This window comes from Streptococcus castoreus DSM 17536 (genome assembly GCF_000425025.1).
Taxonomy (GTDB): domain Bacteria; phylum Bacillota; class Bacilli; order Lactobacillales; family Streptococcaceae; genus Streptococcus; species Streptococcus castoreus.
This window is the reverse complement of sequence record NZ_AUKZ01000006.1, coordinates 1-25309: the sequence shown is the minus strand read 5'-3', so window position 1 is coordinate 25309 and position 25309 is coordinate 1. Positions and strand designations below refer to the sequence as shown.

General features: G+C 34.3%; 19 protein-coding genes, 3 tRNA genes and 1 pseudogene. 20 read left to right on the top strand and 3 right to left on the bottom strand.

The window, feature by feature from the left end; genetic code table 11:
• Nucleotides 1-125 precede the first annotated feature (125 nt).
• Complete coding sequence (locus H346_RS0102505) at nt 126-2720, top strand: YfhO family protein (RefSeq protein ID WP_027969696.1); 2595 nt, start codon at nt 126-128, stop codon at nt 2718-2720.
• A 158-nt stretch (nt 2721-2878) separates the two neighbouring features.
• Here H346_RS0102505 and H346_RS0102500 read toward each other — a convergent pair.
• Together H346_RS0102500 and H346_RS0102495 are read right to left on the bottom strand one after the other, a co-directional pair.
• A tRNA-Asn gene (locus H346_RS0102500) sits at nt 2879-2952 on the bottom strand.
• Nucleotides 2953-2983: 31 nt separating this feature from the next.
• Nucleotides 2984-3055, bottom strand: a tRNA-Glu gene (locus H346_RS0102495).
• Nucleotides 3056-3349: 294 nt separating this feature from the next.
• Here H346_RS0102495 and H346_RS0102490 point away from each other — a divergent pair.
• Nucleotides 3350-3423: transfer RNA gene (locus tag H346_RS0102490), tRNA-Arg, on the top strand.
• 142 nt (nt 3424-3565) lie between these two features.
• On the opposite strand, the gene rlmH is transcribed toward H346_RS0102490, so the two are convergent.
• Complete coding sequence (gene rlmH, locus H346_RS0102485) at nt 3566-4045, bottom strand: 23S rRNA (pseudouridine(1915)-N(3))-methyltransferase RlmH (RefSeq protein WP_027969695.1); 480 nt, start codon at nt 4043-4045, stop codon at nt 3566-3568.
• Nucleotides 4046-4254: 209 nt separating this feature from the next.
• Between rlmH and H346_RS0102480 the strand changes: the two genes are divergently transcribed.
• From H346_RS0102480 to H346_RS0102375, 18 genes and pseudogenes are all read left to right on the top strand, one after another.
• Nucleotides 4255-5484: a S1C family serine protease gene (locus H346_RS0102480; protein ID WP_027969694.1), complete on the top strand. Its 1230-nt coding sequence runs from the start codon at nt 4255-4257 to the stop codon at nt 5482-5484.
• 108 nt (nt 5485-5592) lie between these two features.
• Entirely contained in the window at nt 5593-6366 is a 774-nt protein-coding gene (locus H346_RS0102475; RefSeq protein WP_027969693.1) for a ParB/RepB/Spo0J family partition protein, read from the top strand.
• Nucleotides 6367-6598: 232 nt separating this feature from the next.
• On the top strand, nt 6599-7954 hold the full coding sequence (gene dnaA / locus H346_RS0102470; protein ID WP_027969692.1) for a chromosomal replication initiator protein DnaA: 1356 nt from the start codon (nt 6599-6601) through the stop codon (nt 7952-7954).
• A gap of 156 nt (nt 7955-8110) precedes the next feature.
• Nucleotides 8111-9247: a DNA polymerase III subunit beta gene (gene dnaN, locus H346_RS0102465; protein WP_027969691.1), complete on the top strand. Its 1137-nt coding sequence runs from the start codon at nt 8111-8113 to the stop codon at nt 9245-9247.
• A 72-nt stretch (nt 9248-9319) separates the two neighbouring features.
• Nucleotides 9320-10577: pseudogene (locus tag H346_RS10450) on the top strand (IS3 family transposase).
• A gap of 90 nt (nt 10578-10667) precedes the next feature.
• Nucleotides 10668-10865 (top strand): DUF951 domain-containing protein, encoded by a 198-nt coding sequence (locus tag H346_RS0102440; RefSeq protein WP_027969688.1) that lies wholly within the window; start codon nt 10668-10670, stop codon nt 10863-10865.
• A 218-nt stretch (nt 10866-11083) separates the two neighbouring features.
• Complete coding sequence (gene ychF, locus H346_RS0102430) at nt 11084-12199, top strand: redox-regulated ATPase YchF (RefSeq protein ID WP_027969687.1); 1116 nt, start codon at nt 11084-11086, stop codon at nt 12197-12199.
• A 68-nt stretch (nt 12200-12267) separates the two neighbouring features.
• Nucleotides 12268-12837 (top strand): aminoacyl-tRNA hydrolase, encoded by a 570-nt coding sequence (gene pth, locus H346_RS0102425; protein WP_027969686.1) that lies wholly within the window; start codon nt 12268-12270, stop codon nt 12835-12837.
• 3 nt (nt 12838-12840) lie between these two features.
• Nucleotides 12841-16341 (top strand): transcription-repair coupling factor, encoded by a 3501-nt coding sequence (gene mfd, locus H346_RS0102420; RefSeq protein WP_027969685.1) that lies wholly within the window; start codon nt 12841-12843, stop codon nt 16339-16341.
• Nucleotides 16304-17815, top strand: coding sequence for an oligosaccharide flippase family protein (locus H346_RS0102415; protein ID WP_027969684.1), 1512 nt, complete (start codon nt 16304-16306; stop codon nt 17813-17815). Before mfd ends, H346_RS0102415 begins: the two co-directional genes overlap by 38 nt.
• 28 nt (nt 17816-17843) lie before the next feature.
• Entirely contained in the window at nt 17844-18116 is a 273-nt protein-coding gene (locus H346_RS0102410; protein ID WP_027969683.1) for an RNA-binding S4 domain-containing protein, read from the top strand.
• Nucleotides 18103-18474 carry an FtsB family cell division protein gene (locus H346_RS0102405; RefSeq protein WP_027969682.1) on the top strand — a complete coding sequence of 124 codons (372 nt, stop codon included), beginning with the start codon at nt 18103-18105 and terminating at the stop codon, nt 18472-18474. The genes H346_RS0102410 and H346_RS0102405 overlap by 14 nt, the downstream gene beginning before the upstream one ends.
• 2 nt (nt 18475-18476) lie before the next feature.
• Nucleotides 18477-18596 carry an SP_0009 family protein gene (locus H346_RS10910; protein ID WP_279614477.1) on the top strand — a complete coding sequence of 40 codons (120 nt, stop codon included), beginning with the start codon at nt 18477-18479 and terminating at the stop codon, nt 18594-18596.
• Between the two features lie 12 nt (nt 18597-18608).
• Nucleotides 18609-19895: a serine hydrolase gene (locus tag H346_RS0102395; RefSeq protein WP_027969681.1), complete on the top strand. Its 1287-nt coding sequence runs from the start codon at nt 18609-18611 to the stop codon at nt 19893-19895.
• Nucleotides 19892-21178 (top strand): tRNA lysidine(34) synthetase TilS, encoded by a 1287-nt coding sequence (gene tilS, locus H346_RS0102390; protein WP_027969680.1) that lies wholly within the window; start codon nt 19892-19894, stop codon nt 21176-21178. The genes H346_RS0102395 and tilS overlap by 4 nt, the downstream gene beginning before the upstream one ends.
• A 4-nt stretch (nt 21179-21182) precedes the next feature.
• Nucleotides 21183-21725 carry a hypoxanthine phosphoribosyltransferase gene (gene hpt, locus H346_RS0102385; RefSeq protein ID WP_027969679.1) on the top strand — a complete coding sequence of 181 codons (543 nt, stop codon included), beginning with the start codon at nt 21183-21185 and terminating at the stop codon, nt 21723-21725.
• A 21-nt stretch (nt 21726-21746) separates the two neighbouring features.
• Nucleotides 21747-23732: an ATP-dependent zinc metalloprotease FtsH gene (gene ftsH / locus H346_RS0102380; RefSeq protein ID WP_027969678.1), complete on the top strand. Its 1986-nt coding sequence runs from the start codon at nt 21747-21749 to the stop codon at nt 23730-23732.
• A gap of 176 nt (nt 23733-23908) precedes the next feature.
• Nucleotides 23909-25303, top strand: coding sequence for an APC family permease (locus H346_RS0102375; protein ID WP_027969677.1), 1395 nt, complete (start codon nt 23909-23911; stop codon nt 25301-25303).
• Nucleotides 25304-25309: the final 6 nt, after the last annotated feature.

Here is a 25309-nt window from a genome sequence, read left to right as displayed (position 1 = left end):
TTTTTAAGGTCTTATTTTTCTATCTTAAATTAGCAAACTAATGACTTTTCATAGACGAGAGGGCTGAGAAGAAATTCTTCCTAGCCTCTTTTTAAAATCCCTAAAAATGAAAGAACCCTTTACTTATGAAAAAATGTAATAAGTGGACAATTGCTACCCTTGCCAGTTTCTTCTTACCTATTGGAATCATGTTTTTTGGACTTCTATCAATGGGTATCTCTTATAATGGTGAAAAAACTATTCTAGCTAGCGATGCCTTTCACCAATATGTTATTTTCGCACAAACTCTTCGAAATATTCTCCATGGTTCTGATAGTTTATTTTATACCTTTACAAGTGGTCTTGGTTTAAATTTTTATGCTCTTATAAGTTATTACTTAGGAAGTTTTCTGTCTCCTTTTGTTTTCTTTTTTGACTTAGTGTCTATGCCAGACGCTATTTATCTCTTCACATTAATCAAATTTGGATTGATGGGACTGTCAGCTTCTTTCTCATTCCACAAACTTTATCCTCAAATAAAAACCTATCTCATTATCTCAATCTCGGTTTCATATAGCTTAATGAGTTTTTTGACAAGTCAACTGGAACTTAATAGCTGGCTAGATGTCTTTATTCTTCTTCCTTTGATTCTACTAGGATTGAACAGGATTCTAATTGAGAAAAAAACAGGTCTTTACTACCTTTCATTGAGCATTCTCTTTATCCAAAATTATTATTTTGGATACATGGTAGCAATTTTTCTTTTCTTTTATAGCTTGGTCTGTCTCTTAAAACTCAAATCTTTAAAAATGGCTTTAATAGCTTTTGCAAGGTTTACAGTTATGTCAATATGTGCTGCTCTAACAAGCGCCATCATGCTACTTCCCACCTATTTAGATCTGTCAAGTTATGGGGAATCATTTTCTCGGATAAAACAGATAGTTACTGAAAATGCTTGGTATCTAGATTTACCTGCTAAACTATCCTTAGGAGTTTACGATACGACAAAATTTAACGCTCTTCCTATGATATATGTAGGGTTACTCCCTTTACTTCTTAGTATTATCTATTTCACCTTGACAAGTATTTCTTGGAAATCAAAACTAGCAAATGGCTTACTCTTAATTTTTATCATATCAAGTTTCTACTTACAGCCTCTAGACCTCTTTTGGCAAGGCATGCATGAACCAAATATGTTTTTACATCGTTATGCTTGGACATTCTCAGTGCTGATTATCTTGTTAGCTTGCGAAGCACTCTCTAAACAAGAAGAGTTTACTAGCATAAAAGTAAGTTCCGCCTTTATTTTTCTCAGTCTAATTCTAGTAACTCCACACCTCATCAAACAAAAATATGAGTTTTTAACACTGAACCTGTTCTTTTTAAGTATCGCTTTCTTATTGGCCTACACAATACTGCTGATTAAGAAATGGGAAGATCAAATTCCTATCCCTTTTCTAGTTAGCTTTACACTTCTGTTTACTTCTTTAGAAGCTGGTTTAAATACTTATTACCAACTTAATGGGATTAATCAAGAGTGGGTATTTCCCACACGACAAAGTTATAATAATCATTTAAAAGATATTGACAACCTTGTTAAGCAAGTGTCAAAAAATAATCAATCATTCTTTAGAATTGAACGTCTTTCGCCTCAAACTGGAAATGACAGCATGAAATATAACTATCATGGCATTTCACAGTTTTCATCTATCCGAAATCGTTTATCAAGTTCTTTAATGGATCGTTTAGGATTTCAATCTTCTGGAACAAATTTAAATCTTCGATACCAAAATAATACTCTGATTATGGATAGCTTGCTTGGTATTAAATATAACCTTAGTCAAGAATCTTTAACAAAATTTGGCTTTATAAATGTCAAAAAAAGTGGGAACATGATCTTATACCAAAATAACTATAGTAGTCCTTTGGCTATTTTGACTAATAATATTTACAAGGATGTCAATTTAAGTGTCAATACTCTTGACAACCAAACCAAACTATTAAATCAATTAAGTGGAAAATCACTTTCTTATTATCAACTTCAACCTTCCCGATTAATTTCAGGTGCTAAAGAATTTAATCAGAGAATCTCAGGACAAACTTCTGATTCAGAACAAACAACAATTATTAATTATCAGGTGTCAGTACCAAAACGTAGCCAAATGTACGTAAGTATACCAGATATTATTTTTTCAAATCCAAATGCCAAAGGGGTAAGCATTCGCATTGACGGTCACACCTACCATTACACTACTGACAATGCATTTTCATTTTTTGACTTGGGATATTTTGAAGAGGCAAAATCCGTAACTCTCTCCTTTATTTTTCCCAAGAATAAACACATTAACTTTAAAGTACCACATTTTTATAGTTTAGCTGTCGATCCTTATCTAGAAGCCATTAAGGCTATCAATCAAAAAAAAGTCATTGTCCACACTAAGACTAATCATATTATTACTGATTACAATGCCAAAACAGGTGGATCACTTATCTTTACTATACCTTATGATAAAGGGTGGTCAGCTAAGAAGGGTAATCAATCACTTCCTATCACAAAAGCACAAGGAGGATTTCTCCAAGTAACGGTTCCAAAAGGAAAAAGTCGAGTAGTCCTTACCTTTGTTCCAAATGGTTTTAAACTAGGTTCATTTCTATCTTGCTTTGGTATTATCCTTTATTTCTTATTAGAACACGTTTGGTTTAAGCCCAAGAATTACAAAAACAAAAAGAAAATGAGGTAGCCTTAAAATTGATTTCTGTGTTTAATCTTTTCTCAATACAAAACAAGAATTAAATAAGTGGAAGAGACTGTTCAGCTGAACAGTCTCTTCCACTTATTTAATTCCCATTACACTTAGCTACATGTCCTACAATAACAAAGAATCTTAATGTATTATCACTCCGGCAGTAGGACTCGAACCTACGACATCATGATTAACAGTCATGCGCTACTACCAACTGAGCTATGCCGGAAAAAGAAAAAAATTGCCATATGACAACTCAATAGTCCGTACGGGATTCGAACCCGTGTTACCGCCGTGAAAAGGCGGTGTCTTAACCCCTTGACCAACGGACCAGAAGCTTCAGAGAAACGCTCTCCGTAACACTCTTATTATTATAGCAGATTGATTCGATTTGTCTATAGTTTTTTCAAAAATTTTTCAATAAAATATTTGAAACTTAATAAAAAACTCTGAGATACAAGACCTTTATACTCCAAAGGGATGAATTATAAAACTACTAAACAATTCTACTCAATGGCTAACTTGAAATTTAGCTTTATAGCACTATTCTTTCTTCTCTTCACTTTCTATTCCTTAAAATAATCATTGACATCCTTAGAGAGTTTCTGTTAAAATGGTGGAGTTAAGGTCTCATAGCTCAGCTGGATAGAGCATTCGCCTTCTAAGCGAACGGTCGCAGGTTCGAATCCTGCTGGGATCAGAAAAATAATGTAAAGCACTGATTTTCGGTGCTTTTTTTATCAAAAATTTAAAATAAAGTGCCAACTCATTGTATAACCATAAGTTTGTAGATAACTAAATGATAAGACTAAAAGTTTCACATGAAACAAATTATCACTTATTTACTTATGATAAGGGCTTCCTTGAGCAATCATAAATGTACGGTAAATTTGCTCAATAAGAACTAGACGCATTAACTGATGAGGCAGGGTTAATAAACCAAAACTCATCAATAAATTAGCTCGTTTTTTGATATTTGAATCAAGCCCAAGACTTCCTCCAATAATAAATGTAATATTTGAATATCCTTTAACTGCTGTTTCCGATATTAGTTGACTAAATTTTTCTGAAGAAAACTGATTGCCCTCGATTGCTAACGCAATAACAAAATCACGTTGCCCAATTCTTTTTTCGATACGTTGTGCTTCTTTAGCCATAATGGCTTGATTTTCAGAATCGCTTGCCTTATCAGGTGTCTTTTCATCTACCAGTTCAATAATTTCAAATTGACAAAAGCGTGACAATCTTTTCTGGTATTCTGAAATACCATTTTTTAAATAATTTTCTTTTAGCTTTCCAACACAAATTAGTTTAATCTTCATAGATTAATTATACCATAAGAAACGAGTTTTACACAGCTTATCCACATGATTTTGACTTTTTTGTGCTTACAAAATCCTATAGTAAAAACTTTTACTATTGTTTTTAAAAAGTAATCCACAAGTTGTGGATTACTTTTCTTTTCGTCTTTTTTAAGGTATAATTAAGCAAAGTTTTATAAGCTATTGAAAAATTATTTGGAGGTAATTTCATGCCAACTATGAAACATATTTTAAAATCTTTAGGGGTTTTATTCGTTGGATTTTTAGGAGGAGCACTAGCTATTGTTACAATCAATAACTTTAGTCAAAATTCCTCGTCTATATCACACTCAGGGAATGTAACAACAAGTAAAATGATCTTTAATAACACAACAAATACTACAAAAGCTGTTAAAGTCATTCAAAATGCAGTTGTATCTGTTATTAACTATCAGGATAATCCTTCTTCATCTTCTTCTAACTCTTATACAAAACTTTTTGGTGACAACCAAACGAGAGAAAATAAAAATGCTGATGCTGGATTAGCAATCTTTAGTGAAGGATCTGGGGTTATTTATAAAAAAGATGGTGACTCTGCTTATGTTGTCACCAATAATCATGTTATTAAAGGTGCCAAACGTATTGAAATTCTTATGGCTGATGGATCAAAAGTTGTTGGTGAATTAGTCGGATCCGATACTTACTCTGATTTGGCAGTTGTCAAAATTCCTTCAAATAAAGTTAAAACTGTCGCTGAATTTGCAGATTCAACAAAACTAAATGTCGGAGAAGTTGCTATTGCCATTGGTAGCCCGCTAGGAACCCAATATGCCAATTCAGTTACAAAGGGTATTGTATCAAGTTTAAGTCGTACAGTCACTTTGAAAAATGAAAATGGAGAAACTATATCAACCAATGCTATTCAAACAGATGCTGCTATTAATCCAGGAAATTCTGGTGGTCCCCTCATCAATATCGAAGGACAAGTGATTGGTATTAATTCAAGTAAGATCTCATCAACACCAACCGGAAGCAACGGCAACAGTGGAACTGTTGAAGGAATTGGTTTTGCCATTCCGTCTAGTGATGTTATCAAAATCATAAAACAACTAGAAACCAATAAAGAAGTCATTAGACCTGCACTTGGTATCTCCATGGTTAATTTAAGTGACTTATCAACTAGTGCACTCAGTCAAATTAATATTCCAACTAGTGTTACTGGTGGTATTGTTGTTGCCTCTGTTCAAGACGGTATGCCAGCTACTGGAAAACTCGCTCAATATGATGTGATTACAGAAATTGATGGGAAAGCTGTCAACTCAATTAGTGATCTCCAAAGCCATTTATACGGTCGTGAAATTAATGATACGATCAAAGTAACTTTCTATAGAGGAACAACGAAGAAAAAGGTAAGCATCAAATTAACAAAAACAACTCAAGATTTATCTAAAAATCAATAATTTAAGATTTTCTTGACAATCACTAACATAAGCAAATAAATCGTGGTCCTTTGAGCCAGTTTATATTGGTATTACAATGATTAAGCTTTTATCAAGCGAAAGGTATTTATGACGGGAATATTGGTACAGATTCCGATTGAAGATATTGTTGCAAACCCTTATCAACCAAGGATTCAATTTAATCAAAAAGAACTTGAAGATTTAGCAAATTCCATTAAAGAAAATGGACTCATTCAACCTATCATTGTTAGAAAATCTGAAATTTTTGGCTATGAATTAGTTGCTGGTGAGAGACGATTTAAAGCTTCAAAAATGGCTGGTTTAACCAAAATTCCAGCCATTATCAAAAAAATATCAACACTCGAGAGCATGCAACAAGCCATCGTTGAAAATCTACAACGTGCTGACTTAAACGCTATCGAAGAAGCAAAAGCTTACCGATTACTAATTGAAAAAAATAAGGTAACTCATGAAGAGATTGCTAAATATATGGGAAAATCAAGATCCTACATTAGTAATATCTTACGTCTCTTACAACTTCCAGATAATATTATCCAATCAGTGGAAGAAGGAATTATTAGCGCTGGCCACGCACGCGCTTTATTAACTTTGACCAATTCAAAAGAGCAAACTTTTTATCTTCATAAAATTATTAATGACGGTCTAAGCGTTAGACAAATTGAACAAATTGTTAAGCCAAAACCCGATAAAAAAAATCAAAAAAAGGATAAAGATATTTTTGTCACTTCATTAGAAAGAAAACTAGCAAAATCTCTCGGTTTAAAGGTAACTCTTATCTTTAAAACAAATAACAAGGGGCAAGTGCAACTGTCCTTTTCCAATCAAGAAGAATTGAACAGAATTATCAACAAACTTCTTTAGTTTGTTGATAACCTGTTTTTTTATACCTACTTTTACACAAGAAAAAGATAGCTGAAAGCTTTTATTTTCAAGGTGACTATACTTTTCCACAAGTTGTGGAAAACTTTAATTCACATTGTTAATTCTTTTTCCACAACTTGTGGGTAAGTAAAATATTATTTTTCGTGTTGTGGAAAACTATCGGTATTTATGGTAAAATAGTCCTAGAATTATCCACAAGAAGGAACCTAATATGACTGAAAATGAACAAATTTTTTGGAATAGGGTCTTGGAATTAGCTCAAAGCCAATTAAAACAGGCAACGTATGAATTTTTTGTTCATGATGCACGCTTACTAAAAGTAGAAAATCATGTGGCAACCATTTATTTAGATCAAATGAAAGAACTCTTTTGGGAGAAAAATCTTAAAGATGTTATCCTAACAGCTGGCTTTGAAATTTATAATGCTCAAATTGCCGTTGAATATGCTTTTGAAGAAGATCTGATTGTTGAGCAAAGTCAAAACTCAGGAAACCAAAATTACAACCAACAAGTGATTAATCCTTTACCTGCAATTACTTCAGACTTAAATCCAAAATATAGTTTTGAAAATTTTATCCAAGGTGATGAAAATCGTTGGGCTGTTGCTGCTTCAATAGCAGTAGCCAACACCCCAGGCACTACTTATAACCCTTTATTTATCTGGGGAGGACCTGGACTTGGAAAAACTCACTTGCTAAATGCTATTGGAAATTCCGTGCTGTTAGAAAATCCAAAGGCTAGAGTCAAATACATCACTGCTGAAAATTTTATTAATGAGTTTGTTATTCATATTCGCCTTGACACTATGGATGAATTGAAAGAAAAATTCCGTAATTTAGATTTACTTTTAATTGATGATATTCAATCACTAGCTAAGAAAACTTTGTCTGGTACCCAAGAAGAATTCTTTAATACTTTTAACGCCCTTCATAATAACAACAAACAAATTGTCTTAACCAGTGATCGGACACCAGATCACCTCAATGATTTAGAAGATCGCTTGGTAACTCGCTTTAAGTGGGGCTTAACCGTCAACATTACACCACCTGATTTTGAAACACGAGTGGCTATCTTAACCAACAAGATTCAAGAATACAATTTTATTTTTCCCCAAGACACTATTGAATATTTAGCAGGTCAATTTGATTCTAATGTTAGAGATTTAGAAGGGGCATTAAAGGATATTAGTCTCGTTGCAAATTTTAAACAAATTGACACCATTACCGTTGATATTGTTGCAGAAGCCATTCGAGCAAGAAAACAAGATACACCTAAAATGACTGTTATCCCAATCGAAGAAATTCAAGCTCAAGTTGGAAAATTCTATGATGTTACAGTCAAAGAAATCAAGGCAACCAAACGAACACAAGATATTGTTTTAGCTAGGCAAGTTGCTATGTTCTTAGCACGTGAGATGACAGATAATAGCCTTCCTAAAATTGGAAAAGAATTCGGTGGAAGAGATCATTCAACAGTTCTCCATGCCTACAATAAAATCAAGAATATAATTGGTCAAGATGAAAGCCTTCGAATTGAGATTGAAACCATAAAAAATAAAATTAAATAGAATCTGTTGATAACTTATATTTTAAAACACCTTTTATCCACAGGTTGTGAACAATCTCTGTTCCCTATTTTTATTAGGTTTATGCCATTTATCCACGACTTGCACAAGACCTACTACTACTACTATTTATTATACTTATAAAATAAAGGAGTCAACATGATTCAATTTTCTATAAATCGTACTTTATTCATTCAAGCATTAAATGCAACCAAAAGAGCCATCAGCCCTAAAAATGCTATTCCTATCCTTTCAACGATCAAAATTGATGTTAGTCCCTCTGAACTTACTCTAACAGGATCTAATGGTCAAATCTCTATTGAAAATACAATTCCTAGTAGTAATGAAAATGCTGGTTTACTAATAACTTCTACAGGTTCAATTCTCTTAGAAGCGAGTTTCTTCATCAATATTGTTTCTAGTTTACCTGATGTTAGTTTAGAATTTAAAGAAATTGATCAACATCAAGTTGTTTTAACAAGTGGCAAATCGGAAATTACTCTAAAAGGCAAAGATGTTGAACAATACCCACGTCTTCAAGAGGTATTAACTGAAAATCCCTTAATATTAAATACCAAATTATTAAAAAACATTATTGCTGAGACAGCTTTTGCTGCCAGCTTGCAAGAAAGTCGCCCTATTCTAACTGGGATACATATCGTCTTAAGCAATCATAAAGATTTTAAAGCTGTTGCGACAGATTCACATCGTATGAGTCAACGTTTACTTACTTTGGACAATACTTCAACAGACTTTGATGTGGTTATTCCAAGTAAATCTTTGAGAGAATTCTCTGCTGTATTTACTGATGATATTGAAATCGTTGAAGTCTTCTTTTCTCCAAGCCAAATCTTATTTAGAAGTGACCATATTTCTTTCTACACACGTCTTTTAGAAGGAAACTACCCAGATACAGATCGCTTATTGATGTCTCAATTTGAAACAGAAGTTGTTTTCAATACACAATCACTTCGCCACGCTATGGAACGTGCGTTCTTGATTTCAAATGCCACTCAAAATGGTACCGTTAAGCTTGAAATTACTCAAAATCATATTTCAGCGCACGTTAATTCACCAGAAGTTGGTAAAGTAAACGAAGATTTGGATATTGTTAGCCAATCTGGTAGTGATTTGACTATTAGTTTCAATCCAACTTACCTTATTGAATCTCTCAAAGCTATCAAGAGTGAAACAGTTAAAATTCATTTCTTGTCACCAGTACGACCATTTACCTTGACACCAGGTGATGATGAAGAAAGCTTTATTCAGTTAATCACGCCAGTCCGTACAAACTAAAAAGAAAAGGCTCCCTTTTGAACCGCACCCCAAAAGTTAGACAGAAAAATCTAATTTTTGGGGTGTTATTTTATGAAATTGAGTTATGAAGACAAAGTTCAAATCTATGAGCTATGGCAAAATAGTGAAACCAGTAAGTCTTTGTCAAACCAGTTTAGTGTTGCAGAATCCGGCATTAAATATATGATTCTATTGATGGTCACACTCTCAATCAAGTAGCTCTTGCGTACGCTCTACCAAATCAAGGAACTCTTTCAAACTGGATAGCGCAATACAAGAAAAACGGGTATACTATTCTTGAGAAAACAAGAGGGAGGCCACCAAAGATGGGGTGCAAACCAAAGAAGACCTGGGAAGAGATGACGGAGTTGGAGCGACTCCAGGAAGAAAATGAACGTCTTAGAACGGAGAATGCCTATCTAAAAAAGTTGAGGGAATTGCGCCTAAGGGACGAATCCTTAGCGCGCGAAAGGCAGAAACAGTTAGAGAAATGGTCAATGGAGGATTCCGACTAGACCTTCTTCTAGCAATAGCTAAGTTAGCTCGTGCCACCTACTATTACCAGCTCAAACAACTGGTTAAAGAGGACAAAGACAAAGCACTAAAAGCTGATATCCAAGCTATCTTTGAGGAACACAAGGGCAATTATGGCTATCGCAGGGTTTACCTGGAGCTGCGTAACCGCGGCTATGTTATCAATCACAAAAAGGTGCAACGCTTGATGCAGGTACTAGGTTTGTCAGTTCGTATCCGCAAGCGTAAGAAATACAAGTCCTACAGGGGGGAATGTAGGCAAGAAAGTTCCTAATCTGATCAACAGAGCCTTCGAGGGGGCGAAGCCTTTTGAGAAGTGTTATACCGATGTGACCGAGTTCGCTCTGCCAAATTGCTCTGAGAAACTCTATCTGTCGCCTATTCTGGATGGCTATAACAGCGAAATTATAGATTTTACCTTGTCTCGCTCACCTAACCTCATGCAGGTCAAGTCTATGCTTGAGAAGGCATTTCCTGAAGCAGCGTATCCAAATACCATTCTCCATAGTGACCAAGGCTGGCAATACCAGCACGAAGCTTACCATCGTTTTCTTGACAGTAAAGGCATAATCCATCTATGTCTCGCAAAGGAACCAGCACGGATAACGGCATGATGGAATCCTTCTTTGGTGTTTTGAAGACAGAGATCTTTTATGGCTTTGAGAAGACTTTCAAGTCTCTGGAGCAACTGGAACAAGCCATCACTGATTATATTTTTTACTACAACAACAAACGCATTAAAGCCAAACTAAAAGGACTTAGTCCTGTTCAATACAGAACCAAATCCTTTCACTAATATTTTTTGTCTAAATTTTTGGGGGCAGTACACTTTTAGGAGCTTTTTTGTTATCATAAATGGTGAATACAATAAGAGTGAGGAAAAAAGATGTATCAAGTTGGATCACTTGTTGAAATGAAAAAACCGCACGCCTGTGTAATTAAAGAAACTGGTAAAAAGGCTAATCAGTGGAATGTACTTAGAGTAGGAGCTGATATTAAAATTCAGTGCACTAACTGTCAACATGTGATTATGATGAGTCGTTATGATTTTGATCGAAAACTAAAAAAAGTACTGCAACCGTGAAAATCCTTTTAAACTAAGAATTTTAGCTACATTTGCAATCAATGATTGCCTAAATAATTGCTAGTATGCCTTTTGTTTCTAATTGGTTAGTTTAAAGAAAAGTTGAGGAGTGGTGTGATGCTAAGCGAACCCGAAATTTTCTTATCATCATATCGCTTTTTTCTTTTATTTTCTGTTATAATGGTTTTGGTTGAAATTTTGAACGGAGACTTAATAAAATGGCTTTAACAGCAGGTATTGTAGGTTTACCTAATGTTGGTAAATCAACTTTATTTAATGCAATTACAAAAGCAGGTGCAGAAGCTGCTAACTATCCTTTTGCGACCATTGATCCCAACGTTGGTATGGTAGAAGTACCAGATGAACGTTTACAAAAATTAACGGAGTTAATTACACCTAAAAAAACCGTTCCAACAACCTTTGAATTTACCGATATTGCTGGTATTGTAAAAGGTGCTTCTAAAGGGGAAGGTCTTGGGAATAAATTCTTGGCGAATATTCGCGAGGTAGATGCTATCGTGCATGTAGTGCGTGCTTTTGATGATGAAAATGTCATGCGTGAACAAGGTCGTGAGGATGATTTCGTGGATCCAATGGCTGATATTGACACGATCAACCTTGAATTGATTTTGGCTGACTTAGAGTCTATCAATAAACGTTATGCGCGTGTTGAAAAAATGGCACGTACACAAAAAGACAAGGATTCAGTAGCAGAACTTACTGTACTTGAAAAAATCAAACCTGTTTTGGAAGATGGCAAATCTGCTCGGACTATTGAGTTTACAGAAGAAGAGCAACGTGTTGTGAAACAATTATTCTTATTAACAACAAAACCAGTTCTTTACGTGGCAAATGTTGATGAGGACAAAGTTGCTGATCCAGATGATATTGATTATGTTAAGCAAATTCGTGACTTTGCTGCTACTGAAAATGCAGAAGTCGTTGTGGTTTCAGCGCGTGCTGAGGAAGAAATTTCAGAACTGGACGATGACGATAAGGCAGAATTTTTAGAAGCCATTGGGTTAACAGAATCAGGTGTTGATAAATTAACGCGTGCTGCTTATCATTTACTTGGTCTTGGAACCTATTTTACAGCAGGTGAAAAAGAAGTTCGTGCTTGGACTTTCAAATGTGGTATTAAAGCTCCTCAAGCGGCAGGTATCATTCATTCTGATTTTGAACGGGGTTTTATTCGTGCAGTAACCATGTCTTATGATGATTTGATGACCTATGGTTCAGAAAAAGCAGTCAAAGAAGCTGGTCGTCTACGTGAAGAAGGAAAAGAATATGTGGTCCAAGATGGTGACATCATAGAATTTAGATTTAACGTTTAAAAACAATACAATAGTATTAGAAGGTTGGAATCGTATTCCAGCCCTTTTGGTATTTAGAAAGAGAAAAAATGGTAAAAATAATTGTTGGTTTGGGAAATCCAGGTTCAAAATATAAAAAAACAAAACATAATATTGGTTTTATGGCTATTGACAGAATTGTCAAAGATCTTGACATGACCTTTACAGATGATCAAACCTTTAAAGCGCAAATAGGTAGTACTTTTATTAATCACGAAAAAGTTTATTTTGTGAAACCAACTACTTTTATGAATAATAGTGGTATAGCAGTAAAAGCATTATTAACCTACTATAATATCGACATAGCAGATTTAATTGTTATCTATGATGATTTGGATATGGAAGTTGGTAAATTACGTCTACGTAGTAAGGGTTCAGCAGGTGGACATAATGGGATTAAGTCAATCATTGCACATATTGGAACTCAGGAATTTAATCGAATCAAAGTTGGTATTGGACGACCATTAAAAGGGATGACTGTCATTAATCATGTGATGGGACAGTTTAGTATCGACGATAATACTGCTATTTCTTTAACTCTTGACAAAGTTGTCAAAGCTGTCAACTTTTATTTACAAGAAAATAATTTTGAAAAGACTATGCAACAATTTAATGGGTAACAAATGAATATTTTAGAATTATTTAGTCAGAATAAAAAGATACAATCTTGGCACTCTAGTTTGGCAAGTTTAAGTAGGCAATTAGTGATGGGACTTTCTGGTTCAAGCAAAGCTCTTGCTATAGCTTCAGCTTACCTTGATTATCAAGAAAAAATTATTGTTATAACATCCACACAAAATGAAGTAGAAAAATTATCAAGTGACTTATCAAATTTACTTGGAGAAGAACTTGTTTTTCAGTTCTTTGCTGATGATGTAGCTGCTGCTGAATTTATTTTTGCGTCAATGGATAAGGTACTTTCAAGAGTGGACGCTTTGCGTTTTCTATTGGATCCTAAAGCTAGAGGAATTCTAATTGTTAGCTTAGTGGGATTAAGAACCTTACTCCCTAATCCGGAAGTTTTTAAAAATCATCAAATGCATTTAGAACTTGGAAAAGAATACGAGGTTGACAAGCTTGTCAAAGAACTTCTCACTGTTGGTTATCAAAAAGTTTCTCAAGTCATCAATCCTGGAGAATTTAGTCATAGAGGAGATATTTTAGATATTTATGAAATGACACAAGACCTACCTTTTCGAATTGAATTTTTTGGTGATGAAATTGATGGTATTAGACAGCTTAATCCGGAAACTCAAAAATCATTTGAACAATTAGATGATCTTTTAATAGGATCAGCTAGTGATTTAATTTTTGAACCCAGTGACTTTCAAAGGGGGATTGATCAACTTAAGAAAGCACTAAAAACAGCTAAAAATGATAAAAAAGCTTACTTAGAAGATCTTTTATCTGTTTCAAAAGACGGTTTTAAACATAAGGATATTCGGAAATTTCAATCTTTATTTTATGAAAAAGAGTGGACAGTATTAGACTATATTCCTAAGGGAACCCCTTTATTTTTTGATGATTTTCAGAAATTGGTGGATAAAAATGCTAGATTTGATTTAGAAGTTGCCAATCTCTTGACAGAAGATTTACACCAAGGTAAAGCGATTTCTAATTTACGTTATTTTGCAGATAATTATCGTAATTTGCGCCACTATAAACCAGCTACTTTTTTTTCAAATTTTCATAAAGGGCTTGGAAATATTAAATTTGACCTGATACATCAATTGACACAATATACCATGCAAGAGTTTTTCAATCAGTTTCCATTACTGATTGATGATATTAAACGTTATCAAAAGTCGAAAACAACGGTGATTGTCCAAGTTGAGTCTGAGAATGCTTACAAACGTTTAAAAAAATCATTTGAAGATTATCAGTTTGAGCTTCCTTTAGTGAAAGCGGACCAATTAGTTTCACGTGAATCACAAATTATCATTGGAAGTATTTCTGGTGGATTTTACTTTGCGGATGAAAAGTTGGTTCTAATTACAGAATGCGAGATTTATCATAAAAAGATAAAACGTCGTATTAGACGTTCTAATATCAGTAATGCTGAACGTTTAAAAGATTATAATGAGTTGGCAGTTGGTGATTATGTAGTCCATAGTGTGCATGGGATTGGTCGTTTTTTAGGTATTGAAACGATTAAAGTTCAAGGAGTTCACAGAGATTATGTGACTATCCAGTATCAAAACTCAGATCGTATTTCTTTACCGGTTGACCAGATTGGTAGCTTGTCAAAATATGTTTCTGCAGGTGGGAAAGAGCCTAAAATTAACAAGTTAAACGATGGGCGTTTCCAGAAAACAAAACAAAAAGTAACTAAGCAAGTTGAAGATATTGCTGATGATCTTCTAAAACTATATGCGGAAAGAAGTCAGCAAAAAGGATTTCAATTTTCACCGGACGATGATTTACAGCGAGCTTTCGCTGATGATTTTGCTTTTGTTGAAACAGATGATCAGATTAGATCAATTAAGGAAGTTAAGGCTGATATGGAAAGTGTACAACCAATGGACCGTCTTTTAGTTGGTGATGTTGGCTTTGGTAAAACGGAAGTTGCTATGCGTGCAGCTTTTAAAGCTGTAAGTGATTATAAACAAGTAGTTGTTTTAGTTCCAACAACTGTACTAGCTCAACAACACTATGAAAATTTTAAAGTTCGTTTTGAAAATTATCCTGTTGAAATAGATGTCTTAAGTCGCTTTCGTAGTAAAAAGGAGCAAATAGAAACTTTAAAACGCATAAAAAAAGGACAAATTGACATTATCATTGGTACTCATCGTCTGTTATCAAAAGATGTTGTTTTTTCTGATTTGGGTCTAATTATTATTGATGAAGAACAGCGATTTGGTGTTAAGCATAAAGAGACATTAAAAAAATTGAAAACAAAGGTTGATGTGCTGACCTTAACAGCTACACCAATCCCTAGAACTTTACATCTCTCTATGTTAGGCATTCGTGACTTATCTATTATCGAAACACCTCCGACAAACCGCTATCCTGTCCAGACTTATGTCTTAGAAAACAATTTTGGCTTAGTTCGTGAAGCTATTATTCGCGAAATGGATCGTGGTGGACAAGTCTTTTATGTTTACAATAAAGTTGATACAATTGACAAAAAAGTAGCAGAACTGCAAGAATTAATTCCAGAAGCTTCCATAGGGTTTGTCCATGGTCAAATGGGCGAAATGCAATTGGAAAACACCTTGATTGATTTTATTAATGGTGACTATGATGTTCTTGTGACTACTACGATTATTGAAACGGGTGTCGATATTTCAAATGTTAATACTTTAATTATTGAAAATGCTGATCATATGGGATTGTCAACTTTGTATCAACTTCGTGGACGTGTTGGTCGAAGTAACCGGATTGCCTATGCTTATCTGATGTATCGTCCGAATAAAGTGTTGACCGAAGTTTCAGAAAAGCGGTTGGAAGCTATTAAAGGGTTTACAGAGTTAGGATCAGGTTTTAAAATCGCTATGCGAGATTTATCCATTCGAGGAGCAGGCAATATTTTAGGAGCATCCCAAAGTGGCTTTATTGATTCGGTTGGTTTTGAAATGTACTCGCAATTGTTAGAGCAAGCAATTGCCAATAAACAAGGTAAATCAATAATAAGACAAAAAGGAAATACAGAAATTAACTTACAAATAGATGCCTATTTACCTCAAGAATACATCAGTGACGAGAGACAAAAAATTGAAATTTATAAGCGGATTAGAGAAATTGAAGGTAAAAGTGACTACAATCAATTACAAGATGAGGTAATTGATAGATTTGGAGAATATCCAGATCAAGTTGCCTATTTACTAGAAATTGGTTTATTGAAATATTATATGGATAATGCTTTTGCAGAATTACTTGAGCGAAAAAATAACCAAGTAACCGTTCGATTTGAAGCAACCTCTTTACAATACTTTCTAACACAGGATTATTTTGAAGCTTTATCAAAAACACTTCTTAAAGCTAAAATTAGTGAAAATAGTGGCAAAATAGATATTGTTTTTGAAGTTCGAAATCAAAAAGACGATACTATTTTAAAAGAATTGATGACATTTGGAGAAGCCCTTAGTGAAATTAAATCTAGAAAAACAATCTCATCATTTTAGACAAACGAGTCTTTTAATGACAATTAGTGGTCTTGTTTCAAAAATATTAGCAGCGACTTACCGTATTCCTTATCAGAATTTGGTGGGAGATAGGGGATTTTATGCCTATCAGCAGATTTATCCCTTTCTTGCTATTATTTCAACTCTTAGCTTAACAGCTTTACCAAATCTTATTGCGAGCATGGCACAAAAGAAAAATAATCCTCAAATAGCATCTTTTTTGAAATTACAGCTGATAGTTAGTTTAGGTCTTTCTTTTATCCTTTTTCTTGGGCATCAGCAAATTGCCTGGTGGATTGGAACCCCTCAATTAGGGACTGCTATTTATTTGACAAGCTTGGTTTTATTGACAGTTCCTCTTATTTCTTTTTATCGAGGAGTTGCTCAGGCAGAGATGAATATGACACTGACAGCTGTTAGTCAAATGATTGAACAAGTGATTCGAGTTACTATCATAATGATAGCTGCTATTTGTTATGTTATTTTTGACTGGACAATTTATGTTACAGCTAATGTTGCTGTTGCTGGAAATTTAATGGGAAGTTTAGTTGTTTTAATTTATTTAAGACGGAAAAGTTTCTTTTCGTTTAGAGAATTTTTAAAAAAATCCTCTCTATCATTTAAAAGTTTCAAACATCTAGGCTTATCAAGTTTAATCTTTATTATTTTTTCCATTTATCTGTTTCTTTTTCAATTACTAGATTCTCTCTTTATCAAAAATAGTCTAGTGAGTGCTGGATATTCTAATCAGTTGGCTGAAATTAGTAAGGGGATCTATGATCGAGGGCAGTCTTTAATTCAATTTGGTTTAATTTTTTCAACAGCCTTATTTACCAGTTACTTACCTAAACTAACGCGCCTATACCATCATAATAAAATTGCTTATAAAGTCCAGAGCCAAGATTTTTTTGCATTTATCTTTTATTTTAATGTGACCTTAACTACTGGTTTTATGAGTATTCTTCATCTAATGAATTTGACTTTATTTGAAGATAATAAAGGTTGGGCGGCGCTAATGTTTTATCTAGTTATCATAGTGATTTCCAGCATGATTCAATTTTTTCATCAGAAATGTTTTATTGAAAATCAGATGCGCATGTCATTCATAATTTTACTGATTGGTATAGGTTGTAAATTAGGATTGACACCTCTGTTAACTTATTATTACGGTATTTTAGGAAGTTCTTTATCAACCTTAATTTCTTTAATTATAGTCTTACTTATATATGTTTGGCTAACGTCAATTAACTGGGCTTTTTTATGTAATGGAAAATTTTGGGTAGCTTTAGTTTTAATGCTTATGATGGTTTTGATAGGTCAATCGATCATTCCTTTACAAGGACGATTAGAAGCATTTATTTCTTTAATTTTATCAACAGGAATTGGTCTGTTTAGCTTTTTGATAATTTGTCGAAAATTAGGAGCATTCAATGAGAATTTATGGTCTTTTCTACCATTCAGAAAAGAAAAATGATAAAATGAAAGAGATTGTGGGGTAAATTATGAGGTTAGATAAATATTTAAAGGTATCACGAATTATTAAACGTCGTCCAGTTGCTAAGGAAGTTGCTGATAAAGGACGCATCAAAGTAAATGGGGTTCTTGCTAAAAGTTCAACTGACTTAAAATTAAATGACCAAGTTGACATCAGATTTGGAAATAAGCTGTTAACTGTGCGCGTACTTGAGATGAAAGATAGCACTAAAAAAGAAGATGCTATAAGAATGTATGAAATCATCAATGAAGTAAGGATAGATGCTGATGAAGAAGCCTAGCATTGTTCAATTAAATAATCATTATATCAACAAAGAAAACTTAAAAAAACGATTTGAAGAGGAAGAAGTTCAAAAACGGAATCGTTTTATGGGATGGATTTTAGTTAGTATGATGTTTTTATTTATTTTACCAACATACAATCTCGTTAAAAGTTATGTGATTTTTGAAAAACAGAACAAGCAAGTCATTAAATTGCAAAAAGAATACGATGAGTTGGAAAAAAATACTAAAATTGAAACAAAATTAGCTGAGCAGTTGAAAAATGATGATTTTGTCAAGAAATATGCAAGGGCTAAATACTATTTATCACGAGAGGGTGAGACTATTTACCCAATCCCAGGATTATTACCAAAATAACTATGAACAATATTATTGAAAAAATAGAAACTTTTCTAGCCTTTTCTGATGAAAAATTGGCAGAATTGGAAAAAGAAAATCAAAAACTTAAAGAAGAAAATCAGTATCTTGAAAAAACTTAGAAAGGAGCTAACATGAAAAAATTATTAGCAGCTATGTTAATGACCTTTTTCTTGTCTCCTTTGACAGCTATTAGTACCGAAAAAACAAATCAGTTTTCAAAAGAAACGATTTATCAGCTACGTCAAGGAGTTATTCATTCAATGACCTATCATAGTCAAGTTCCTGTCAATCCAAATGTTTACCAAGAGACGACGGTTTATAAAGATTCTGAATTAACTTTGCCAGTCAAGACAATCAAACCTAATAGTGAAATAAAAATCAAGGCCCTTTTAATTAATGAACGTGCTAAACCAATTTTTGAATTAGCAGATGGTACTTATCTTGAAGCAAATAGAGAAGTCGTTTATGATGATGTAATGCTCAGTCAAGTAAATACAGATCTCTATTTTTGGACACAAAAAAAAGTGACTCTTTTTTCAGAACCTTATGTTTTAGGAGTTAAGTCAATCGCTTCTCCATTTACATTTGCACAAAAAGTTCATGCAAGTCAAATGGCACAGACAGTACATGGAATTTATTATTTAATTGATAATAAGGGATGGGTATCTCAAAATGACCTGTCACGTTTTGATAACCGAATGTTAAAAGTTCAGGAAATGCTGACACAAAAACATAGTAAAGAGAATTATTCTATTTTTGTAAAACAACTTGACACACAAGCAAGTGCAGGTATTAACGCTGATAAGCAAATGTATGCAGCAAGTATTTCAAAACTAGCGCCTCTTTATAGTGTGCAAAAACAAATTCAAGAAGGTAAAATAACTGATAATAAATCACTAAGATATATTGAAGATGTTAATCATTTTTATGGTGATTATGACCCATCAGGAAGTGGTAAAATTAGTAAAGTAGCTAACAAAGAGGATTATAAAGTTTCAACACTTTTAAAAGCGGTAGCACAGAATTCTGATAATGTAGCTACTAACATTTTAGGCTATTATCTTTGTCATCAGTACGATCAGGCTTTTCAATCGGAGATCAAAGCATTATCGGGAAGTGATTGGGATATGGAGAATCGATTATTATCTTCTCATGCTGCTGCCAATATGATGGAAGCTATTTATTATCAGAAAGGACAGATTATTTCTTACTTATCTCACACAGCATTTGATAACCAACGCATTTCGAAAAATATTTCTGTCCCAGTAGCCCATAAGATTGGTGATGCTTATGATTATAAGCATGATGTAGCCATTATTTATGGAGATACTCCTTTCATCTTATCTGTTTTTACGGATAAGGCTTCTTATGATGACATTACAGCTATTGCAGATGATGTCTATGCTATTTTAAAATGATGACTTATCAAGAGATTTATAATTTAATCAAAAAATATGCTTACTTTTATAACCATCAGCGTGTTTTAATAGCTGTATCTGGTGGAGTAGATTCAATGAATTTACTGCACTTTTTACATATTTTTCAAAATGATTTACAAATAAGTATTGGGATCGCTCACGTTAATCATAAGCAACGTACTGAGTCAGATGAGGAAGAATCCTATTTACGAATTTGGGCAAAAAAACATGACATTCCAATTTATGTCTCTTATTTTGAGGGTGATTTTTCAGAAAAAGCTGCGCGTGACTGGCGATATGATTTTTTCGAAAAAATTATGTTGCGAGAAAATTATTCAGCCTTGGTGACAGCACATCATGCTGATGACCAGACTGAAACCATTTTTATGAGACTCCTAAGAGGTAGCCGTTTAAGACATTTATCAGGAATAAAAGCTGTCCAACCTTTTGCTAATGGGCAATTAATAAGACCATTTTTATCTTTTTATAAATCAGAGTTACCAGAACCTTTTCATTTTGAAGATTCGTCAAATGAAGAAACAAACTTTTTAAGAAACCGGATTCGTAAACATTATCTACCTCAGCTAGAAAAAGAAAATCCGCAGCTAGCACAAAGTCTCAATCAGTTAGGCTTGGAAACAGAGTTGCTTTTTCAAGCTTTCACAGACTTAACAAAACATTTCAACTTGACTCATTTAAAGGAATTTCAACAGCAATCAGCTTCAGTACAGTATTTTCTATTACAGTGTTATTTAGAAAATTTTCCATACTTACACTTAAAAAAAGCTCATTTTGACAATATATTGTACCTTATTCAAAAAGGCAGACAGGGCAGTTATCCTCTTAAAAATGGTTATCATCTGATAGTTGATCCGTTTTCCTTCAAAATCGAAAAAATCATTCTAGAGATGGAGTTAATCGAAGAGGAAAAAGTGATAGAATGCAACAATGTTCTCCATTATCAAAACTATCAATTTTTAGTTTCAAATGAGTTGTTATCTAATCAAAGTCAAATAGTTATCCCTTTACATAGTTTATCACCTATTAAGCTTAGAAAGCGTCAAGCAGGTGATAGAATCTCTTTTGGGAATTTTTCAAAAAAATTAAGACGACTTTTTATAGATGAAAAATTTACGGGAGTGGAACGCCAAAATGCTATTATAGGGGAACAAGAAGGACAAATTATTTTTGTGCTTATCGGTGATAAAACTTATTTGAGAAAAGCTTGTAAACATGATATAATGTTGGCTAAACTGTATATTGATAAATTAGAAAAAAGGTGACAGCATGCTTGAGCAAGATATTCAAAAAATTCTTTATTCTGAAGAAGAAATTACTCAAAAAATTAAAGAACTTGGAGAACAATTAACAAAAGATTATCAGGGGAAAAATCCTTTGATGGTTGGTGTATTGAAAGGTTCGGTTCCTTTTATGGCTGAGTTAATGAAACATATTGACACTCACGTTGAAATTGATTTTATGGTGGTTTCAAGTTATCATGGTGGGACGACTAGTAGTGGTGAAGTAAAAATTTTAAAAGATGTAGACACCAACATTGAAGGCAGAAATATTATTTTTGTTGAGGATATTATTGATACGGGTCGTACCCTGAAATATTTGCGTGATATGTTCAAATATCGTAAAGCCAATACGATTAAAATTGCAACATTGTTTGATAAACCGGAAGGCCGTGTTGTTGAGATTGAGGCAGATTATGTTTGTTATAATATTCCAAATGAGTTTATCGTAGGATTTGGTTTGGATTATGCAGAGAATTATCGTAACCTTCCGTACGTAGGTGTTTTAAAAGAAGAAGTCTACTCAAAATAGAAAAAGGTCAATTATTACTGTATGAAAAATAATAAAAATAATGGTTTTGTTAAAAACTCCTTTATATATATATTAATGATTGTTATTGTTGTCACAGGATTTCAATATTATCTAAAGGGAACAAGTACACAAAGCCAGCAAATCAGTTATTCGAAATTAATCAAACACCTTAAAGCTGGCGATATTAAATCACTTAGCTATCAACCTAGTGGAAGTGTTATCGAGGTTAAAGGAAAGTATCAGAAAGCTCAAAAAATTTCCGTTGATTCTGGCTTGTCGTTTTTAGGGGGTAATGCTTCAGCACAAGTGACTGATTTTTCATCATTGATTTTACCAAATGATTCTACCGTGAAGGAAATGATATCAGCTGCTGATAAAAATGGGACAGAAGTTACTGTTAAACAAGAAAGTTCAAGTGGAACTTGGATTACTTTTCTCATGAGTTTCTTGCCAATTATCATTTTTGCTGTTTTCATGATGATGATGATGAATCAAGGTGGCGGTGGCGCACGTGGTGCCATGAGTTTTGGGAAAAATAAAGCTAAATCTCAAGCAAAAGGCGATGTTAAAGTAAGATTTACAGATGTTGCTGGCGCAGAAGAAGAAAAACAAGAGTTGGTAGAAGTTGTTGATTTCTTAAAAAATCCGAAAAAATATAAGGCTCTTGGTGCACGTATTCCTGCGGGTGTTCTTCTAGAGGGACCTCCTGGGACAGGTAAAACGCTTCTTGCTAAAGCTGTTGCTGGCGAAGCGGGTGTCCCATTCTTTAGTATTTCAGGTTCAGACTTTGTTGAAATGTTTGTTGGTGTCGGAGCTAGCCGTGTTCGTTCTTTGTTTGAAGATGCTAAAAAAGCTGAACGTGCGATCATCTTTATTGATGAAATTGATGCCGTTGGTCGCCGTCGTGGTGCAGGCATGGGTGGCGGTAACGATGAACGTGAGCAAACGCTTAACCAATTGCTTATCGAAATGGATGGTTTTGAAGGTAATGAGAGTATTATTGTTATTGCTGCAACTAACCGTAGTGATGTTCTGGACCCAGCCTTATTAAGACCTGGTCGTTTTGATCGTAAGGTTTTAGTTGGTCGTCCGGATGTTAAAGGACGGGAGGCAATTTTACGTGTTCATGCTAAAAATAAACCACTTGCTGAAGATGTCAACCTAAAAGTTGTTGCTCAGCAAACACCAGGTTTTGTTGGTGCTGATTTAGAAAATGTTCTTAATGAGGCTGCTCTTGTGGCTGCACGTCGAAATAAATCAAAAATTGATGCCAGTGATATTGATGAAGCGGAAGATCGTGTTATTGCAGGTCCTTCTAAGAAAGATCGTACTATTTCACAAAGAGAGCGAGAAATGGTTGCTTATCATGAAGCTGGTCATACCATTGTTGGTTTGGTGTTATCTAATGCTCGTGTTGTTCACAAGGTAACCATTGTTCCTCGTGGACGAGCTGGTGGTTATATGATTGCTCTTCCAAAAGAGGATCAGATGCTTTTATCTAAAAGTGACTTGAAAGAACAACTGGCAGGTCTTATGGGGGGACGTGTAGCAGAAGAAATTATTTTTAATGCTCAAACAACAGGTGCTTCAAATGATTTTGAACAAGCTACCCAAATGGCGAGAGCAATGGTTACTGAATACGGTATGAGTGAAAAACTTGGTCCTGTCCAGTATGAGGGTAACCATGCAATGATGCCAGGTCAACTGTCTCCTGAAAAATCTTATTCAACTCAAACAGCACAGATGATTGACGATGAAGTCCGTGACTTATTGAATCAAGCTCGTAATCAAGCAGCTGATATTATCAATGAAAATCGTGAAACTCATAAATTAATTGCAGAAGCACTCCTTAAATACGAAACATTGGATGCTGCACAAATTAAATCAATTTATGAGACTGGTAAAATGCCAAATGATCCAGATACGGATGAACAAGAAGTTCATGCTTTATCATACGAAGAGATCAAAGACAAGATGCTAGAAACAGAAGCAGGGTCTCCCGAGTAGTATTTTTATCAAGCATGTAAGAAGCTAAGTTTCTCAGAAGAGGAATTTAGCTTTTTTAAAAGGGTGTTTTGTCTCTGGTACCTTCCACCGACTAAGACCTAGATTTGATTAAATTTACAAATATTAGTAAGTATGCTAAACTGGGGAAACACAGTCCAGAAGTAGAAAGAGATTAGATGAACATTTTTCGAAAAAAACAGATCTATCGCCCTAGGACGGAAATGCCTAGACACTTAAAAGTAGCTGATTTAGTATTTTTGGGTCTAGGATCAATGGTTGGAACAGGGATATTTACGATTACTGGCATTGGAGCTGCAACCTATGCAGGTCCGGCTTTAACGATTTCAATTATCATTTCAGCGCTAGCTATTGGTATACTTGCACTATTTTATGCCGAATTTGCCTCACGTATTCCCTCTAATGGGGGTGCCTATAGTTACGTTTATGCCACGTTGGGAGAATTTCCAGCATGGCTTGTCGGCTGGTATATAATTATGGAGTTTCTAACAGCGGTATCTAGTGTTGCAGTTGGTTGGGGAAGCTATCTAAAGGGGTTATTAGCCAATTATGGTCTATATTTGCCAACTGCGTTAAATGGGACCTTCAATCCGAAAAATGGAACGTATATTGACCTTTTACCCATTATGGTCATGCTAGTCGTCACGGGAATAGTTTTGATGAATTCTAAAACCGCATTAAGATTTAATAGTTTTTTAGTTATTTTGAAGTTTTCAGCCCTCGCTTTATTTATCTTTGTAGGCCTTTTCTTTATTGATAGTCATAATTGGGCTAACTTTTCCCCGTATGGTTTTGGACAGGTTTATGGAGGAAAAACAGGGATATTTGCAGGAGCCTCGGTTATGTTTTTTGCATTTTTAGGATTTGAATCCATCTCAATGACAGTAGATGAAGTAAAAGATCCGCAAAAAACCATCCCCAAAGGAATCATCTTATCTCTAGCGATTGTTACGGTCCTGTATATTGTTGTTACCATGGTGTTGACAGGAATTGTTCATTATACGCAATTAACAGTCTCAGATGCAGTCGCCTTTTCCCTAAGGTATATTGGTCTTTATTGGGCAGCAGACTACGTTTCAATAGTGGCGATTTTTACCCTAATTACAGTATGCATTTCAATGACCTATGCTTTGGCAAGAACTGTCTACAGCATCAGTAGAGATGGTCTATTGCCTAGCTTCCTTTCGACGCTTAGCGAAAAAAATAAAGTTCCCCAAAAAGCAACAGTGATTGTAGGGCTATTTTCGATGATTAGTGCGGGTCTCTTTCCCCTATCAAGTTTAGCAGAGTTCGTCAATATTTGTACACTTGCCTATCTAATAATGATGTCCTTTGCACTGATCAGGCTCCGAAAACGAGAGGGAAGTCCAAAGTCAGGTGAATTTAAAACGCCCTTAGTACCCTATTTACCATTATTTTCGATACTAATCAGCGTGTCGTTCATGAGTCAATACACACTGTTTACGTGGGTAGCCTTTCTGACAAGCAGTATATTAGGGACACTAGTATATATTTTATACGGCTATAAGCACTCAAAAGAAAAAGGAGAATAAAATAAA

What these genes read in the sequence shown, in the direction of transcription:
- H346_RS0102505 (WP_027969696.1), top strand. Translation starts at nt 126, where the DNA reads ATGAAAAAATGTAATAAGTGGACAATTGCTACCCTTGCCAGTTTCTTC.
- rlmH (WP_027969695.1), bottom strand. Translation starts at nt 4,045, where the DNA reads ATGAAGATTAAACTAATTTGTGTTGGAAAGCTAAAAGAAAATTATTTA.
- H346_RS0102480 (WP_027969694.1), top strand. Translation starts at nt 4,255, where the DNA reads ATGCCAACTATGAAACATATTTTAAAATCTTTAGGGGTTTTATTCGTT.
- H346_RS0102475 (WP_027969693.1), top strand. Translation starts at nt 5,593, where the DNA reads ATGACGGGAATATTGGTACAGATTCCGATTGAAGATATTGTTGCAAAC.
- dnaA (WP_027969692.1), top strand. Translation starts at nt 6,599, where the DNA reads ATGACTGAAAATGAACAAATTTTTTGGAATAGGGTCTTGGAATTAGCT.
- dnaN (WP_027969691.1), top strand. Translation starts at nt 8,111, where the DNA reads ATGATTCAATTTTCTATAAATCGTACTTTATTCATTCAAGCATTAAAT.
- H346_RS0102440 (WP_027969688.1), top strand. Translation starts at nt 10,668, where the DNA reads ATGTATCAAGTTGGATCACTTGTTGAAATGAAAAAACCGCACGCCTGT.
- ychF (WP_027969687.1), top strand. Translation starts at nt 11,084, where the DNA reads ATGGCTTTAACAGCAGGTATTGTAGGTTTACCTAATGTTGGTAAATCA.
- pth (WP_027969686.1), top strand. Translation starts at nt 12,268, where the DNA reads ATGGTAAAAATAATTGTTGGTTTGGGAAATCCAGGTTCAAAATATAAA.
- mfd (WP_027969685.1), top strand. Translation starts at nt 12,841, where the DNA reads ATGAATATTTTAGAATTATTTAGTCAGAATAAAAAGATACAATCTTGG.
- H346_RS0102410 (WP_027969683.1), top strand. Translation starts at nt 17,844, where the DNA reads ATGAGGTTAGATAAATATTTAAAGGTATCACGAATTATTAAACGTCGT.
- H346_RS0102405 (WP_027969682.1), top strand. Translation starts at nt 18,103, where the DNA reads ATGAAGAAGCCTAGCATTGTTCAATTAAATAATCATTATATCAACAAA.
- H346_RS10910 (WP_279614477.1), top strand. Translation starts at nt 18,477, where the DNA reads ATGAACAATATTATTGAAAAAATAGAAACTTTTCTAGCCTTTTCTGAT.
- H346_RS0102395 (WP_027969681.1), top strand. Translation starts at nt 18,609, where the DNA reads ATGAAAAAATTATTAGCAGCTATGTTAATGACCTTTTTCTTGTCTCCT.
- tilS (WP_027969680.1), top strand. Translation starts at nt 19,892, where the DNA reads ATGATGACTTATCAAGAGATTTATAATTTAATCAAAAAATATGCTTAC.
- hpt (WP_027969679.1), top strand. Translation starts at nt 21,183, where the DNA reads ATGCTTGAGCAAGATATTCAAAAAATTCTTTATTCTGAAGAAGAAATT.
- ftsH (WP_027969678.1), top strand. Translation starts at nt 21,747, where the DNA reads ATGAAAAATAATAAAAATAATGGTTTTGTTAAAAACTCCTTTATATAT.
- H346_RS0102375 (WP_027969677.1), top strand. Translation starts at nt 23,909, where the DNA reads ATGAACATTTTTCGAAAAAAACAGATCTATCGCCCTAGGACGGAAATG.